This window comes from Streptomyces sp. NBC_01077, assembly GCF_045162855.1.
GTDB lineage: Bacteria > Actinomycetota > Actinomycetes > Streptomycetales > Streptomycetaceae > Streptomyces.
This window is the reverse complement of record NZ_CP108669.1, coordinates 7,467,173-7,484,608: the sequence shown is the minus strand read 5'-3', so window position 1 is coordinate 7,484,608 and position 17,436 is coordinate 7,467,173. Positions and strand designations below refer to the sequence as shown.

Here is a 17,436-nt window from a genome sequence, read left to right as displayed (position 1 = left end):
CGTCCCTGACCATGACCCTGGAAGAGGCGTGCCGACATGCGACGTACCCCCTATCGCCGACTGTTCGCCGCGACGGTGCTCGTGGCCTCCGTGCTGGCGCCGATGGCGGCGACTCCCGCCACGCCCGTCCATGCGGCCGCCGCCGTCGACCGGCACGGTGAGGACGACTGCCCGCCGGGTGGTCTCGGACCGGAGCTGACCGCCCGGCTCGACAAGACGATCGAGGACGTCCGCAAGCAGGCGAACATCCCGGGTGTCGTCGTCGGGCTGTGGATGCCCGGCAAGGGGCGTTACGTCCGCGCCACCGGGGTCGCCGACAAGGTCACCCGCGAGCCGATGTTCACCGACACCTTCGCCCGGATCGGCAGCGAGACCAAGACCTTTACTGTCACCGCCCTGCTCGAACTCGTCGACGACCGACGGATCGGCCTCGACGACCCGATCTCCAAGTACGTCCACGGTGTGCCGAACGGCCGCCGGATCACCTTGCGTCACCTCGCCGAGATGCGCAGCGGCCTGTTCCCGTACACCTCGGACGCGGACTTCGTCCACGACCTGCTGAGCGACCCCCAGCGCCCCTTCACTCCGCGGGAAGTGCTCGCGTACGGCTTCAAGCACAAGAACACGTTCAAGCCGGGCACACAGTTCCAGTACTCCAACACCAATCTCGTCCTCCTCGGCCTCGTGGTCGAGAAGGTCAGCGGTCGCCGGCTCGCCGACTTCATCGACCGGCGCGTGCTCCGCCCGTCCCACCTGCGCCACACGCTGTTCCCCCAGGGCGCCGAGTTCCCCGAGCCGCACGCCCGCGGCTACACCGACCAGACGCTCGACAACACGACCGCGGACGCGACGGACTGGAACCCCAGCTGGGCCTGGGCGGCCGGCGCGATGATCTCGAACCTGCACGATCTGCGCCACTGGGCCAAGGTCGTCGCCACCGGCGAGCTCCTCAGCCCCGAGACGCAGGCGCAGCGCCTCAAGACGCTGCCGACCGGCTTCCCCGGCACCAACTACGGCCTCGGGATCCTCAACACCAACGGCTGGATCGGCCACAACGGCTCCATCCCGGGCTACGAGACCGTGACGGTCTACCTGCCCGCGCAGAAGGCCACCCTGGTCCTCATCCTCAACACCGACTCCCAGGTCGGGGGCCAGGAGCCGTCCACGCTGCTCGCCCGGGCGATCACCGCGGTCGCCACCCCGAACAACGTCTACGCCGGCGGGGTGTCCCCGCGCTAGGAAGTCGTGATGAAGGGACCTGGTACCCCGCGGCCGCTTCGCTAGCCTGCGGGAATGAGCATTGAGCTGACCCTGCTGTCGACGGTGTCGTACCGCGGGGAGGAGATCACCGCTCCCCGGCTGCGCGGGCTTCTGGCCCTGCTCGCCGGGGAGTTACGGGCGGGGTGCGGCACCGCTCGGATCGTCGAGGGGCTGTGGCCGGACGAGCAGCCGGAGAATCCGGTGAAGGCCGTGCAGATCCTGGTCTCGCGGACCCGCGCCAAGCTCGGTGCCGACGTGCTCGTCTCGACTCCCGCCGGCTATCGGCTCGCACTGTCGGAGGACAAGGTCGACTGCGCCGCCCTGCTCCTCCACGTCTCCGACGCCGCCGACAAGGCGCGCGCGGGGGATCACGCCGGGGCGCTCGCCGAGGCCGAGGCGGGGCTCGAACTGTGGGGCGGCCCCGGGGCTGCGGACGCGGGGGCGGTGCTCGGCGATCCGGTGGCGGCGCTGCGGTCCGAACGGGCAGGTGCTCACCGGGCGTTGGAGAGGGTCCGGGCACTCGAGCTCGCGCGCACCGGGCGCCGCGAGGAGGCCGCGGCCCGGCTCGGCGAGCTGGTACGGGAGCTGCCGAGGGACGAGGAACTGCTGCTCGAACTCGTCCGGTGCGAGGCGGCCACCTCCGGTACGGCCGCCGCCCTCACCACATACGACCGCTACCGGCGCCGGCTGCGCGACGAGCTCGGCACCGACCCCGGCCCGGCCCTCCGGGCGCTCCATCAGGAACTGCTGCGCGAGGAGGCGCCGACGGTACGCCGGGGAGTGCCGCACGAGCCGAACGAGCTGCTCGGCCGGAACCGCGACCTGGACGCCGTCGCGGAGTTGCTGCGCTCCTCCCGTGTGACCACCGTCCTCGGTCCTGGCGGCCTCGGCAAGACCCGCCTCGCCGGCGCCGTGTCCCGAGCCGCCGAGCAGCGCCTGGTGCACATGGTCCCGCTGGCCGGTGTCACGGACGACGCGGACGTGGCAGGCGAGGTCGCCGCCGCGCTCGGGGTCGCCGACGCGCCCCGCACCCCGGCGGGCGGACCGCCCGGAGAGCTGGTGGCCGGGCTCGTGGCCGCCCTGGGGCCGGGGCCCGCGCTCCTCGTGCTCGACAACTGCGAGCAGGTCGTGCGCGGAGTCGCCGAGCTCGTACGGGAGTTGGTCGCGTCCAGTCGGGACCTGCGCGTGCTCACCACGAGCCGTACACCGCTCGGCCTCTCCTCCGAATCGGTGTACCTGCTGCCCGAGTTGGACCGGGCCACGACCGTCGAACTGTTCACCCGACGGGCCCGGGCCGCCCGGCCGGACGTCGAGTTGCCGCCGGACACGGTCGACGCGCTGTGCCGCCGCCTCGACGGGCTTCCGCTGGCGGCGGAGCTGGCCGCGGCCCGGGTACGGGTCCTGTCGGTGGCCGAGATCGACCGCCGTCTCGGGGACCGGTTCGCGCTGCTGCGCGGCGGCAGCCGGGACGCGCCGCAGCGCCATCGCACGCTGCACGCGGTCGTCGACTGGAGCTGGAACCTGCTGACATCGGAGGGGCGGGCGGCGCTGCGAGCCCTGTCGGTGTTCCCCGGGGGCTTCACCGCCGACTCGGCGTGTCACCTCCTGGACGGGGGCGAGGGGAACGAGGGGGGAGACGGAGGCATCGGGGACAGCGGTGACCATGGAACCCTCGGGGACGGCGGTGGCGGCGGGCGCCTCGGCGGCCTCGACGTGCTCGACGTCCTGGATCTCCTCCAGGACCTCGTCGACCAGTCGCTGCTCAAGGTCACGGAGACCCCGACCGGCACCCGGTTCCACATGCTGGAGACCGTCAGGGAGTTCAGCACGGCCCGGCGGACCGAGGCGGGCGAGGGCGAGGCGATCGAGCGCCGATTCGCCGTCTGGGCCCGGGACTTCGGGCTCGCCCACCATGACGCGCCCTTCGGCCCCGACGCGTACCACGCCTGGCGCCGGATCCGTGCCGACCAGGACAACCTGCTGCGGGCCCTTCGGCTCGCGCTCGATTCCGACGCCGGTCCCGACCTGCCGACGGTCACCGCCACCGCCGCGGTCCTCGGCAGTCTGTGGACGACCGAGGCCAACTACGCCCGCCTCATCGCCCTCACGGAGGACACCGGGCACCTCCTGTCGCGCTACCGGCCCGCGCCGCCGTACGTCGAGGTCACCCGTACGCTCGCCACCCTGGTGACGGCCAACGCCTACCTCGGCTCCGGCTCCGGCGCACCCCGCTTCATGGTCGCGCTGCGGCGGCTGCCGCCGCCCTCCCCCGTCACCCTGATCGGCGCCATCGCCACCGTACTCAACGCCATGCCCGGGATCCTGGGTCAGGACAGGACGCCGCTCGACGCGCTGTGCGCACGCGAGGAACCGCTGCTCGCCGGGGTCGCCGAGGGCCTGAGCGGATATCTCTGGGAGAGCGCGCACGAGCCGGAGCGGGCCAGGGAGTCGGCCGAGCGGATGCTGGCGCACTTCGAGGGCCGGCGCATTCCCTGGCTCGCGATCCTGGGGCTGTCCCGGATGAGCGAGCTCTGTCTGAACACCGAGCGCGGCGCCGAGGCGCTCGGATACATGGAGCAGGCCATGCGGGTCATGGACGACCTCGGCGACTGGAAGGACATGGTGGGCCTGCGGTGGGGCATGGTGCTGGCCTCGCTCCAGACCGGCGACCTCGACGGGGCCGAGCACTGGCTGGACCTGGCCGTACGCCACCGGCCCGAGGAGGCCGTGGAGCTGCTCACGCCCGACCTGGGCGCCCGCGCCGAGCTCGCCCTCGCGCGCGGCGACACGGAGCGGGGACTGGCGCTGTGGCGGCGGGCCGTCGGCACCCTCGAAGAAGTCGACGATCCGATCCTGGGCAGCGGACTTCCCCTGGAATCATGGTCGTTGGAGATAGCCGCGGTCGCGGTCGCGGCCCACGCACAGCACTCCCGGCTCGGTCCCGTCGAGACGCTCCTCGCCGCACTCCCGGACGAACTCGCCTCGCTGCTCTCCCAACGGGAGGGCGGCGCCGGGCGGCTCGTCCCGGTCGGCTTCCCCGTCTGCGGGGCGCTGCTCCTCGCGCTGGGATACGCGGATCTGGACCGGGGCCGTACGGATACGGGGGTCCGGCTCGTCGCCCTCGCGGACCGGTTCCGCTGTCTGCGCAGTTTCCAGCCGACGATGTCCTCCACCCGCTCCCGGCAGGCCGCCGAGGACGCCGACCGGGCGGCCTACGCCGACGCGGTGTCGGAGTACGTCGCCCTGGAACGGGACGAACTGGCATCCGTAGCCCTGGCGTTGCTCGCCGAGCGGAAGGACTGACGAGCCCTGGGTCTTGGACTCTGGGCCCCTGGGTCTTGGACCCCGGGCCCCTGGGTCTTGGGCCCCGGGGCCTGAGTCCTGGGCCCCGGAGCCTGGCCCCTGAGCCGTTCACAGCCGTACGGGCAGGCTCACCAGGTGGAAGCCGTCGGCCGGCCAGTGCCCGAACTCCAGCTCCTCGCGGTCGGTGGCAAGACGGAGGCTGTCACGGCCGACGAACAGCCGGTCGAGGACGACGGTCGTGACGAGCCTGCCGAGCGCGGCGCCGATGCAGTAGTGGGCACCGTGACCGAAGGCGAGGCGACCGTCGCCCCGGCCGAACTCGCGGGTGATGTCGAGTCGTTCGGCGCTCTCCCCGTACTCCTCCGGGTCGTGGTCGGCGGCGAGCAGGGCCACGGTCACGGCCTCGCCGGCGGTCAGCGCGGTCCCGGCGAAGTCGAAGTCCTCGGCGGCGTACAGCGTGGCCCCGATCCGTACGAGGGTGATGTACCGCAGGAGTTCGGGAACGGCCGTCCGGAGCAGCTCGGGCTCGGCGTGGAGGCGGGCGGCCTGCTCGGGGTGGTCGAGCAGGGCGAGCGCGCCGTGGGCGAGGAACAGCGCGGGCGGGGTGATGCCGGTGTTGATGAGCAGGAACACGATGCCGACCAACTCGTCGTCGCTGAGCGGGTCCTCGCTCTCCCTGGCGCCCTCGACGAGGGCGGAGATCAGGTCCTCGGTGGGCTCGGCCCTGCGACGGACGACGAGCTCCTTGCAGTACTCGACGATGCCGACGAGGGCCTCGCCCATCCGGCTTCCGTCGCCGTACGCGAAGTCGCGGATCCACGCGCAGACCTGGTCGCGGTCCTTCTCGTCGACTCCGACGAGCTCGCAGATGACGTGTGTGCTCAGGGGGTACGCGAACTCGCCGAGGAGGTCGATGACGTCGCCGTCCGGCTCGGCGGCGCCGAGCAGTTCGTCGGCCTTGCGCTCGACGAACTCCCGCAGGGCGGCGATCCGGCGGGCGGTGAACGCCCGGGTGAGCGGGGCGCGGCGGCGGGCGTGCTCCTCGGCGTCGAAGAGCGCGAGGTGACCGGAGAAGTACTTCACGTACTCGGCGGGCAGTCCGGCGGACGCGGCCTCCATCAACTCGTCCTGCGGGTCGGCCTCTTCGGAGCCGCTGGGGATCGCACCCCGGTCGCGGACGAGCCGGGGCTCCGTGAGTGCGGCCTTGACGTCGGCGTACCCGGTGACGAGCCGGGCGGGGGTCCGGAGGCCGGGCAGGACCACGTGGGGCAGCTCGGGGCGCCGGCGGAGTCCGGCGTAACCGGGGGCGGTGTGCTGGACCTGCTCGGGGGTGAGGTGCACGGCGGTCATGTCGGTCTGCCTTTCGAAGCCCTGTGGGAAGGTGATGAGGCAGAGCCTGGCCGGGGCCGGCTTCAGCGTGGCTTCAGGCTGGTTTCAGGGCGGGGGCCGCAGTGCCGGCGCCTGAAAGCGGTCGTCCGAGAGCGGGCGTGTGAGACCGGGCGTCTGAAACCGGCGGCGGCGACGCCCGAAAAAGGAAGGGCGAGAAGGTGTACTCACCTCTCGCCACTTACAACTTATAGCGCACAGGGGGGCTTGCGGCAAGGCCCCCGTCGTACCGCAGAATCACTCTCCTCAGCCAGGACCTGCAGAAATGAGACTTACCCAGTGCGTGTGCTTTCGTCGGTGGACCAGTCGCGCGGCACCAGTGCCTTCGACCTTCCCGACCGCCTCTCCCCCAAGGCCGACCCGGCGCTGATCGCCGGCGACGAGCGGCACTTCGCGGCCATCGCGAAGAGCCTCGAAGAGACGATCGCCGAGTTGTCCGACCGGCTCGACGCCACGCGCAAGGCCCCGGGCGGTGCCGGCCGGGAGGCGATGGACCGGGACGCGGAGATCCACCGGCTGACCGGGCGCCTGCGCACCCTGCGTCGCTTCGGCCTGGACCTGTGCCTCGGCCGTATCGTCGGCACGGAAGGTGCGGAAGGTGCGGAAGGTACGGAGGGGGCGGACGGCGCGGAGCCCGTGTACATCGGTCGCCTCGGCCTCACCGACAGCACGGGCCGTCGTCTCCTCGTCGACTGGCGCTCCCAGGCGGCCGAGCCGTTCTTCGCGGCGACCCACGCCAGCCCGATGGGTCTCGCGAGCCGTCGCAGGTACCGCTGGAGCGGCGGCCGGATCAGCGACTACTGGGACGAGGTGTTCACCGCCGACGGGCTCGAGGAGCACGCGGCGCTCGACGACCAGTCCGCGTTCATCGCCAGCCTGGGCAGCAGCCGGTCGCCCCGGATGCGCGACGTGCTCGCCACCATCCAGGCCGACCAGGACGCCATCATCCGGGCGGGCTCCCGCGGCACCCTCGTCGTCGACGGCGGGCCGGGCACGGGAAAGACCGTCGTCGCGCTGCACCGCTCCGCGCACCTCCTGTACGCGGACCCGCGGCTCGGGCACCGTCGGGGCGGCGTCCTGTTCGTCGGTCCGCACCAGCCCTACCTGGCGTACGTCGCCGATGTCCTCCCCAGCCTCGGCGAGGAGGGCGTCCAGACCTGCACCGTGCGGGACCTCGTCGCCGAGGGAGCGAAGGCGGCGACCGAGCGTGATCCCGAGGTGGCGCGTCTGAAGTCGTCCGCGGGCATGGTGCGGGCGATCGAGGCGGCCGTCCGGTTCTACGAGGAGCCGCCCACGCACGGGATCACGGTCTCGACCGACTGGGCCGACGTCCGGCTGAGCGTCGGCGACTGGGCCGAGGCGTTCGAAGCGCCGGAGGCCGGTACGCCGCACAACGAGGCGCGCGAGCAGATCTGGGAGGAGGTGGGAACGATCCTCCTGGGCAAGCTCGGCGACGAGGTCCCGGAGGACGAGTTCCGCCGGGCACTGCGGCAGGACGAGGAGCTGTCCGCGGCCCTCCACGGCGCGTGGCCGCTGCTTGAGGCCGCCGACCTGGTCGGGGACCTGTGGTCGGTCCCCGCGTACCTGCGGAAGTGCGCCCCGTGGCTCGACCGTGAGGAGGTCCGGACGCTGCAGCGCGAGGACGCGCAGGCCTGGACGGTGTCCGACCTGCCGCTCCTGGACGCGGCGCGGCAGCGGCTCGGCGACCCGGAGGCGGCACGGCGCAGGCGCCGGCAGCAGGCCACCGTCGCCGCCGAACGCGCGCGCATGGCCGATGTCATCGCCGACGTGCTCGCCGCCGACGTCGACGGCGAGGGCGCGGTGACGATGCTGCGCGGACAGGACCTCAAGGACAGTCTGGTCGACACGGCCGCGCTGCCCGGTGTCGAACCCGACCTGCTCGCCGGCCCGTTCGCGCACATCGTCGTGGACGAGGCGCAGGAACTGACGGACGCGGAGTGGCAGATGCTGCTGCTCCGCTGCCCGTCACGCAGTTTCACCATCGTCGGCGACCGCGCCCAGGCCAGGCACGGCTTCACGGAGTCGTGGCAGGAGCGTCTGGAGCGGGTCGGGCTCGACCGGATCACCGTGGCGTCCCTGAGCATCAACTACCGGACGCCGGAAGAGGTCATGGCCGAGGCCGAGCCGGCCATCCGGGCCGCGCTCCCGGACGCGAACGTACCGACGTCGGTGCGCAGCAGTGGCATTCCCGTCGTCCACGACTCGGTGACGGAGCTGGACGCGATCCTCGACGACTGGCTCGACGCCCACGCCGACGGGACCGCCTGTGTCATCGGCGATCCCAGGTTCCGGCCGAGGCCCCGAGTCCAGTCGCTCACGCCGACCCTGTCGAAGGGCCTCGAGTTCGACCTGGTCGTCCTCGTCGACCCGGAGAAGTACGGCGAGGGCATCGAGGGGGCGGTGGACCGCTATGTGGCGATGACCCGCGCGACCAGGCAACTCGTCGTCCTGACGAGCGCCTGACGGTCACCGGACGGCAGCACGCGGAGGCCTGGTCCGGCACCTGTTCAGGTGCCGGACCAGGCCTTCCCTGCCTCCGTGGGGCGAACCGGTGTCGTACGTGGGCGCGCCATGGACGTTCCTGCGATGAGATGACGTATCGATAGGTTCATGACTCAGACACGCGAACACGCCGCCGCTCCCGTTCTCAACGACCAGGTCGTTCCCGGTGGGGAGTGCCCCGAGGTCGCGTCGCTTGTCGCGCCGTACCTGCGCATCATCCGTTCCGCCCTTCCCCCCGTAGAGGCGGAACGATTCTTCGTACGGGCTCTGGACGCGCACGAGGAAGAGCGGCGCCGGGCGGGAGCGCTCCAGCTCGGGTTCAGCGCCTACCTCTCGGACGGTCTCGGTGAGACCTGGGGCGGGTCCCTCGCGCACACCTCCGCCTGGGAGGCCATGCAGGCGATCCGTCAGCTCGTCCGTAAGGCCCCGCGCGCGGACCTCGCCGCGTACCTGCGGCTCGGGCTCCGGCTCGTCCGCGAACTCGGCGCCGGGGCCACGGGCCGGACCCCCGTACCGGTGGGCGCCTGACGTCGACCCTTGACCTCGACTCCTGACGGAGTCCGACGCTCAGCCCCTCGAAGGAGTCCGGCGCTCAGCCCTCCGGCTGTTCCCGCATCCAGGCGTCCGGGCCCGGGTCGCCGCCCTCGGCGCGGGTCGCGAGGCGGTCGACGTAGTGCTGCCAGCCCTCCGCGTGGGCCTCGCAGGCCTCCGGGGAGGGCAGACCGCTGTGGATCAGGCGGAGGACGGTGCCGTCTGCAGTGGGTTCGAGGGTGATCTCGACCGTGCTGGAACCCGGCGGGACGGGCATGGGGCCGGACTCCCAGCCCCAGCTGAAGACGATCCGCCGGTGCGGGTCGACGGTGATGAAGCGGCCGGAGACGATGTTCTCGCCGGTGAGCCGGGCGCGGTAGGAACCGCCCGGCTCGAAGAAGAACATGCCGTCGGTGCCCATCCACGACAGCCACTTCTCCCGGTCGGTGAAGAAGCCGAAGACGGTCTCGGGGCGGGCGGCGATGCGCCGCTCCAGGGTGACGGTGTCCATGGGGGTCGGGGGGATCGTCATCGGGGCTTCTCGCTCCGTTCGGCCTCTTCGGCGAGCCGGGCCAGGCTGTCGAGCGTGGGGCCCACATCGCCTGGAGGTAGTCGGCGAGCGGGCCGAGCGCTTCCCGGTCCGCCCGGTGGAACCGCTTCGTCCCGTCCTTGCGCAGCGTAACCAGACCGGCGTCCCGCAGCACCTTGAGGTGCTCCGAAGCACCCCCATGACCGCGGTCACCTCCACCGGCCGACGAGGCCGGGATCCCGGTGATCAGCGAGACCCGTCCGGAATTCCTCCTGGTTGATCCTCCAGTGCACCCACCCTCCGAGCTGGGATTTTCCGGCTGCCGCACCAGTCGTCCGCCTCGCCCCTCCCGAGCTTCACTGGCCTGAATTGAACAGGTCAGGAGGCGGGGAGAGGCATGGATCTCAACACCGTGACGGACGTACGGGACGCCCGGCGGCAGGAACCCTGGCGGCCGGGGGACGCATGGCTGGGCGGTGGGACGTATCTGTTCTCCGAGCCTCAGCCGCACCTCCGCCGGCTGGTCGATCTGAGCCGTATGGGCTGGGAGCCGCTCACGCACCGGGCGGACGGGTCCCTGGAGATCGCCGCGACCTGCACGGTCGCCCAGCTGTCCCGGTTCGGGCGCTCGTCGCGGGCCGCGGCGGCACCGCTGTTCGAGCAGTGCTGCCGGGCCTTCCTCGCCTCGTTCAAGATCTGGAACATGGCGACCGTCGGCGGGAACCTCTGCAACGGCCTTCCGGCCGGGCCGATGATCTCGCTGACCGCCGCCCTCGACGGGGAGTGTCTGCTGCGCGCCCAGGACGGCTCGCTGCGGCGCGTGAAGGTCGTCGACTTCATCACCGGTGCCGGCCGCAAGGACCTCGCCGAGGGGGAGCTCCTGCGGTCGGTCACCCTGCCGGCGCGCGCCCTGCGCTGCCGTACGGCCTTCCGTCAGGCGTCGCTGTACGGCCTCGGCCGCTCCGGTGCTCTGGTGACCGGGACGCTCGATCCGGTGGACGGCTCGATGGCGGTGACGATCAGCGCAGCGACCGTGCGCCCGTTCCGGTTCTGGTTTCCGCTGCCACCGGACGCCGAGCGGCTCCGGCAGGCCGTCGAGTCGACCGTCGCGGAGGACGACTGGTTCGACGACATCCACGGACTGCCCGCCTGGCGACGGCACATGGGGCTGCGCCTCGCGGAGGAGGTCCGCCGCGAACTGACCCGACCCCAAGCCGCGGAAGCCCGCCGTGAACCGACCCGGCCCGGCACCCAGGAGGACCCCCGATGAGCTTCCGCATCCACGTCAACGACCGTCCCTTCGAGGACGCTCCGCGCGCCGGCCAGTGCCTGCGTACCTATCTGCGCGAACGCGGCTGGTTCGGAGTGAAGAAGGGCTGCGACGCCGGGGACTGCGGCGCCTGCACCGTCCATGTCGACGGCGAGCCGGTCCACAGTTGTCTCTATCCGGCGGTACGGGCGGACGGGCGCAGCGTCACCACCGTCGAGGGCCTCGCCTCCCGTGAGGGTGAACTCCACCCGGTACAGCGGAAGTTCCTCGATGCTCAGGGATACCAGTGCGGTTTCTGCACGGCCGGTTTCCTGATGACCACGGCCGCCCTCGAAGCCGAGCGGGGCACCGCGCACGACGACGGCAAGCTGGACGATCTGCCCCGTGCCTTCAAGGGCAACATCTGCCGCTGCACGGGCTACCGGGCGATCGAGGACGCTGTCCACGGCGTCCAGCACACCGAACGGCCCTGCGCGGGCAAGTCGGTCGGCCGGAACGTCGGCGCGCCGGCCGGGCCCGAGGTCGTCACGGGACGGGCCCGCTACACCTTCGACATCGAGGTCCCCGGCCTGCTCCACATGAAGCTGCTGCGCTCCCCGCACCCGCACGCCCGCATCCTCGCGATCGACACCTCGGCCGCGCTCCGGGTCCCCGGGGTCCATGCCGTACTCACCCATGAGGACGCGCCGGCGACGCTGTACTCCAGCGCCCGCCACGAGCATCCCACCGAGGACCCCGACGACACCCGCGTCCTGGACGACGTCGTCCGGTACGTCGGGCAACGGGTCGCCGCCGTGGTCGCCGACAGCGAGCAGGCGGCCGAGGAGGGCTGTCGCCGGATCGAGGTGACGTACGAGCAACTGCCGTACGTCACCGACCCGGAGGCCGCGATGCGGCCGGGCGCTCCGGCGCTCCACGGCGACAAGGGTCCGCAGGCGCGGATCGCCCGCGCCGCGGACAACGTGGCGGGTGAGGTGCACGGCGAGATCGGGGACGTCGAACGGGGCTTCGCCGAGGCGGACCTCATCGTCGAGGACACCTTCCGTACCCAGCGGGTCCAGCACGCGAGTCTCGAAACCCACGGCTGCGTCGCGTACTTCGAGCCGAAGGAGGACGGGACGGGCGAGCGGCTCACCGTACGCTCCTCGACGCAGACGCCGTTCCTGACCCGGCGGGCGCTCTGCGCGCTGTACGGCCTGCCGGAGGACGAGGTCCGGGTGGTCGCGGGGCGCGTCGGCGGCGGCTTCGGCGGCAAGCAGGAGATGCTCACCGAGGACATCGTGACGCTGGCCGCGCTGAAGCTGCGGCGGCCCGTGAAGCTGGAGTACACCCGGGCCGAGCAGTTCTACGGGGCGACCACCCGCCATCCGTTCACCATCGGCATCAAGGTGGGCGCCCGCGCCGACGGCACCCTGACCGCCGTACAGATGCGGGTGGTGTCCAACACCGGCGCGTACGGCAATCACGGTCCGGCGGTCATGTTCCACAGCGTCGGCGAGTCCTTCGCGGTCTACCGCGCCCCGCACAAGAAGGTCGACGCCTGGTCGGTGTACACCAACGCGGTCCCGGCGGGTGCCTTCCGCGGCTACGGCCTGGGCCAGGTCACCTTCGCCGTCGAGTCCGTCATGGACGAACTGGCCCGCCGCCTCGGCATGGACCCGCTCGTGGTCCGCGAGAAGAACATCATCGGCCCCGGTGAGGCCATGCACAGCCCCATCGGCGAGGAGGAGGACCTCCACATCGCCTCGTACGGCCTCGACCAGTGCCTCGCGGTCGTCCGTACGGCCATCGCCGAGGACACGAGCGAGCAGGACGTGCCCGAGGGCTGGCTCACCGGGCAGGGCACGGCGATGGCGATGATCGCCACCGGCCCGCCCGGCGGCCACTACGCCGACGCGCGCGTCTCGCTCCTGGAGGACGGGACGTACGACGTCGCTGTCGGCACCGCCGAGTTCGGCAACGGCACCACCACCGTCCACCAGCAGATCACCGCCGGCGCCCTGCACACCACCGGGGACCGCGTCACGATCCGCCAGTCCGACACCGACGTCGTGCGCCATGACACCGGCGCCTTCGGATCGGCGGGCACCGTTGTCGCCGGCAAGGCCGTCCTCCTCGCCGCGCAGTCGCTCGCCGAGCGGCTGCGCACCCTCGCCGCCCGCCACACCGGCGTCGCCCGCCATCTGTGCGTGCTCGGCGCCGAGGCCGTCGACTGCGCCGGCCGTACGGTGCCCCTCAAGGAGCTGTACGAGGCGGGGCACGCGCTCGGCGCGGCGGAGGAGCTGGGGGCGGACGGGCACTGGGGCGGATCCCCGCGCTCGGTGGCCTTCAACGCCCAGTGGTTCCGGCTGGCCGTCGACCCGGACACCGGGGAGATCCGTATCCTCCGCAGCGTCCACGCGGCCGACGCCGGCAAGGTCATGAACCCGATGCAGTGCCGGGGCCAGGTCGAGGGCGGTGTCGCCCAGGCGCTCGGCGCCACCCTCTTCGAGACGGTCCGGATCGACGAGCGCGGCGAGGTCACCACAGCGGCCTTCCGCCGCTACCGGCTCCCCCAGTACGCCGATGTGCCGCGCACCGAGGTGCACTTCACGGAGACGGCCGACGCGATCGGACCGCTCGGCGCCAAGTCGATGAGCGAGAGCCCCTTCAACCCGGTGGGCCCCGCCTTCGCGAACGCGCTCCGCGACGCGACCGGCATCCGCTTCACGGAACTGCCCGTGACCCGGGACCGGGTGTGGCTGGCGCTCGAACAGGCGCGCGCAGCCGCCGGGGGCGACCCACGACCCGTTGGGCTTTGAACCCGGAAGATGCGATCGGAACACTCGTAGAAAGCTCACAATCGCGGACTGGAGAGTGGGATTCACCTGGCACACACGGTTCCTCGCACCGGCGGTCGGGTATCACTGGGCGCAGTCGCCGCACCGACCGCCCGGCTGTCCGGCCGTCCGAAGGGGATTTCCGATGAGTCGACCCAGCGCTCCGCCCGCCCCGCCCGTCACCCGCGCGGGTGAGTTCACGCTGTGGGGGGAGGTGGCGCGGCCGAACCGCCTGACCGTCGCCGATCTCCGGACCGGCTGGGAGCAGCACCGGGCCGAGGTCGTCTTCGACTGCGCCACCGCCGGGCCCCAGCACCACACGTTCGAAGGGCCCCTGCTCCGCGAAGTGCTCGCCCACGTCCGGCCGGACTTCGACCCCGCCCGGCGCAAGGAGCGTTCGCGGTTCGTGCTCGCCGTGAGCGGGGGCGACGGCCATCACACGGTCCTGTCGTGGGCGGAGATCGACGCCGACTTCGGCAACGCGCCCGTCCTCCTCGCGACCCGCATGGACGACACGGACCTCGACGCGGCCGGTACGCAGCTCGTCGTCCCCTCCGACCGCTGCGGCGCCCGGTACGTCAGCGCCGTGACCGGGATCTGGATCGGGGCCTGCCCGGTACCGGTACCGGCCTGACCCGGGGGCGGGTCGCGGCGGCGCTCAGTCGGGGGGAGACCGACCGCGCGTTCGCCGCGCGACGGCAGCGACGATGCCGATCAGGGCGTACACCGCGATCAGGTACCGCTTGATCCGGGTGCCGGCGAGGCGGGCGGCGGTGTCGTTGACGGGGCCGAGCCGCCGGTGGACCCGGCGGAGTCGCCGGATGCGGTCCTGCCGGACGAGCAGGCGGTGGTGAGCCCCAGTCCCACGAGGCGGGTGGCGGCCTTGAGGGCACGACTGCGGGACCCGAATTCCACCCACGAGTCGCGGTCGCACCGCAAGGCTTGCCCTACGAGTATGTTTACGTAAACATACTCGTAGCAGCAATTCCCGAGTACAGGAGCCGCCACCCCATGCCCGATCTCCAGACAGACAAGGCCGGTTTCCTGCTCGACGGCCGCCCCTTCCGGCTCCTGTCCGGCGGGCTGCACTACTTCCGGGTCCACCCCGACCAGTGGGCCGACCGCCTGCGCAAGGCCCGGCTCATGGGCCTCAACACCGTCGAGACCTACGTCCCCTGGAACCTCCACCAGCCACGCCCCGACACCTTCCACCTCGACGGCGGCCTCGATCTGCCGCGATTCCTCGAACTCGCCGCCGCCGAGGGACTGCACGTCCTGCTCCGGCCCGGCCCGTACATCTGCGCCGAGTGGGAGGGCGGCGGCCTTCCGTCCTGGCTGCTCGCCGAACCGGACATACGCCTGCGCTCCCGCGACCCCCGGTTCCTCGCGGCCGTCGACGACTACCTGACCCGCCTGCTGACGCCCCTCCGGCCGTACCTCGCCTCACAGGGCGGCCCGATCCTCGCCGTACAGGTGGAGAACGAGTACGGGGCGTACGGCGACGACACCGCGTATCTGGAGCACCTCGCCGCATCCCTGCGCCGCTGCGGAGTCGACGTCCCCCTCTTCACCTGCGACCAGCCGGTGGACCTGGAGCGCGGCGCGCTGCCCGGCGTCCTCGCCACGGCCAACTTCGGCAGCCGCTCGGCCCACCATCTGGCCGCCCTGCGCGCCCGGCGTCCCGAAGGGCCGCTGATGACAACGGAGTTCTGGATCGGCTGGTTCGACCGCTGGGGCGCGCACCATGTGGTCAGGGACGCGGACACGGCGGCCCGGGAGCTGGACGAACTCCTCGCCTCCGGCGCCTCCGTGAACTTCTACATGTTCCACGGCGGCACCAACTTCGGCTTCACCAACGGCGCCAACGACAAGGGGACCTACCGCCCCACCGTCACCTCCTACGACTACGACGCCCCGCTCGACGAGGCCGGGGACCCGACGGCGAAGTACACGGCCTTCCGTGAGGTCATCGCCAAGTACGCACCGGTTCCGAGCGAGCCCGTACCGGCTCCCGGCCCCAAACTCGCCCTGCCCGCCCTCGCGTTGACGGAGAGCGCCGAGCTGCTGCCGAACGCGGCCGCGCTCGCCCCGGTGGCCGTCGAGTCGCGCCGCCCGCTCACGATGGAGGAGCTGGAGCAGGACTTCGGTTTCGTTCTCTACGAGACGACGCTGCCCGTGCGGGGACCGGCACTGCTTGAGGTCGAGCACGTCCGCGACCGCGCCCAGGTGTTCGTCGACGGGCAGCCCGTGGGCGTCCTGGAGCGCGAACAGCACGAGCACGCACTGTCCTTCACGGTGCCCCGGGCGGGCAGTGTCCTCACCGTCCTCGTCGAGAACCAGGGACGGGTGAACTACGGCCAGGGCATCCACGACCGCAAGGGCCTGCTCGGAAAGGTCCTCCTCGACGGGGTCGAACTCGCGGGCTGGACCAACCGCCCCCTCCCCCTGCCCGGCCCGGCCGGCATCCCCTTCGCGCCCACCACGACGACACCCGTCGGACCCGCCTTCCATCGGGCCTTCTTCGACGTGGACGAGGCCGCCGACACCTTCCTCCACCTCGACGGCTGGACCAAGGGCAACGCCTGGATCAACGGCTTCCCGCTGGGCCGTTACTGGTCCCGGGGGCCGCAGCGTTCCCTGTACGTCCCCGCTCCGGTGCTGCGCTCCGGTGCGAACGAGCTGGTCGTCCTCGAACTCCACGCCGGCCACCGGGCGCGCACGGTCACCTTCCGCGCGACGCCGGACCTCGGTCCGACGGAGGAGTAGGACTTCTCACCGGCCGGCGCCCTGACCCCCCGGGGGGATCAGGGCGCCGCGATCCGTGTGTGGCTCAGGTGGCGCTGTCCGAGGGCGCAGCCTCGGGCGAGGGCCCAGCCTCGGGCTTCGTGTGGAGGATTTCGCGGGCCTGCTCGGCCGCGCGGGCGGTGCTCTCGGAGACGAATTGAAGGAAGCGGGCGATGTTCTCGAGGCGGGCGCCGGCCGGGGTGCCGGGGCCGAGGACGCCGACGCCCTCGCGTGCGGTTTCGACTATCCGAGCGGTGGACCGGGCGCTGGCCATCATCGACTGGTACCAGACGTCGTTGTCGACGATGTAACGCTCGCGACGGCGTTCGTCGCGTTCCCGGCGGACGAGGCCCTGGCTCTCCAGGAACGTGATCGCCTTGGAGATGGACGCCGGGCTGACCTGGAGGTGCTGGGCGAGTTCGGACGCGGTGAGGCTGCCCGTGTCGGCGAGGCAGAGGGAACCCATCACCCGGGCCATCATCTGGGGCATGCCCGACTGCATCATGACGGTGGTGAACACCTCCTCGTACGCGCGCACGGCCTCGGCGTCGCGTCCGTGGGCCTGCGGGAGCACCTTCGGGTCCCGGACCGTGGACTGCTTGCGGCGGGCCCGGTGTTCGGTGGCGCGGTGGGCGAGGTCGGAGCGGTAGGCGGTGGGGCCGCCGTTCCGCATGACCTCGCGTGTGATCGTCGAGGTCGGACGGTCGAGACGCCTGGCGATCTCGGCGTAGGCGAGGCCTTCGGCCAGCCCCAGCGCGATCTGCTGACGTTCCTGCTGGGTGAGTCTGCCGCCCGGCATCGCGGTCTCCTTCGTGGTCCGTGGAATCCCCACCTTAGCGTTCACCCTCAATCCATTGCAACGAACAGACGTGGGGGTGTTGCGTTAAGGCCAGAACCATTGCAATGAATTCTAGGCCCTCACCTGCGATAATCATGATTTCACGCAACAGAACTGTTGCCCATATCGTGAACGCAACGTAGCTTTTTCCTCATCGGAAACGGCGGCCCGACAGTGGGCCCGCCCCAAGAAG

The 17,436-nt window shown here is 71.8% G+C and carries 11 protein-coding genes; 8 read left to right on the top strand and 3 right to left on the bottom strand.

Annotated features, from left to right (window positions below):
- Positions 1 to 36 precede the first annotated feature (36 nt).
- Entirely contained in the window at positions 37 to 1,239 is a 1,203-nt protein-coding gene (locus OG462_RS33845) for a serine hydrolase domain-containing protein (RefSeq protein WP_406063579.1), read from the top strand.
- Between the two features lie 54 nt (positions 1,240 to 1,293).
- Entirely contained in the window at positions 1,294 to 4,563 is a 3,270-nt protein-coding gene (locus tag OG462_RS33840; protein WP_406063577.1) for an ATP-binding protein, read from the top strand.
- A 108-nt stretch (positions 4,564 to 4,671) separates the two neighbouring features.
- Here the strand turns inward: OG462_RS33840 and OG462_RS33835 are convergent, their stop codons facing one another.
- Positions 4,672 to 5,913, bottom strand: a complete 1,242-nt coding sequence (locus OG462_RS33835) for a cytochrome P450 (protein ID WP_406063575.1) — start codon at positions 5,911 to 5,913, stop codon at positions 4,672 to 4,674.
- A 315-nt stretch (positions 5,914 to 6,228) separates the two neighbouring features.
- Between OG462_RS33835 and helR the strand changes: the two genes are divergently transcribed.
- Together helR and OG462_RS33825 are read left to right on the top strand one after the other, a co-directional pair.
- Entirely contained in the window at positions 6,229 to 8,433 is a 2,205-nt protein-coding gene (helR, locus tag OG462_RS33830; RefSeq protein ID WP_406063573.1) for an RNA polymerase recycling motor ATPase HelR, read from the top strand.
- Between the two features lie 147 nt (positions 8,434 to 8,580).
- Complete coding sequence (locus OG462_RS33825) at positions 8,581 to 9,000, top strand: hypothetical protein (protein ID WP_406063571.1); 420 nt, start codon at positions 8,581 to 8,583, stop codon at positions 8,998 to 9,000.
- Positions 9,001 to 9,064: 64 nt separating this feature from the next.
- Here OG462_RS33825 and OG462_RS33820 read toward each other — a convergent pair whose 3' ends face one another.
- Positions 9,065 to 9,535, bottom strand: coding sequence for an SRPBCC domain-containing protein (locus OG462_RS33820; protein ID WP_406063569.1), 471 nt, complete (start codon positions 9,533 to 9,535; stop codon positions 9,065 to 9,067).
- A gap of 394 nt (positions 9,536 to 9,929) precedes the next feature.
- Between OG462_RS33820 and OG462_RS33815 the strand changes: the two genes are divergently transcribed.
- From OG462_RS33815 to OG462_RS33800, 4 genes are all read left to right on the top strand, one after another.
- The gene (locus OG462_RS33815; RefSeq protein WP_406063567.1) at positions 9,930 to 10,802 is read left to right on the top strand and encodes an FAD binding domain-containing protein; all 873 of its coding nucleotides are present in this window, start codon (positions 9,930 to 9,932) and stop codon (positions 10,800 to 10,802) included.
- Positions 10,799 to 13,603, top strand: a complete 2,805-nt coding sequence (locus OG462_RS33810; RefSeq protein ID WP_406063565.1) for a molybdopterin-dependent oxidoreductase — start codon at positions 10,799 to 10,801, stop codon at positions 13,601 to 13,603. The genes OG462_RS33815 and OG462_RS33810 overlap by 4 nt, the downstream gene beginning before the upstream one ends.
- A gap of 163 nt (positions 13,604 to 13,766) precedes the next feature.
- Complete coding sequence (locus OG462_RS33805) at positions 13,767 to 14,255, top strand: molybdopterin-dependent oxidoreductase (protein ID WP_406063563.1); 489 nt, start codon at positions 13,767 to 13,769, stop codon at positions 14,253 to 14,255.
- Positions 14,256 to 14,632: 377 nt separating this feature from the next.
- Positions 14,633 to 16,387: a glycoside hydrolase family 35 protein gene (locus OG462_RS33800; protein ID WP_406063562.1), complete on the top strand. Its 1,755-nt coding sequence runs from the start codon at positions 14,633 to 14,635 to the stop codon at positions 16,385 to 16,387.
- Between the two features lie 64 nt (positions 16,388 to 16,451).
- On the opposite strand, the gene OG462_RS33795 is transcribed toward OG462_RS33800, so the two are convergent.
- Entirely contained in the window at positions 16,452 to 17,204 is a 753-nt protein-coding gene (locus tag OG462_RS33795) for a helix-turn-helix domain-containing protein (RefSeq protein WP_406063560.1), read from the bottom strand.
- Positions 17,205 to 17,436 lie beyond the last annotated feature (232 nt).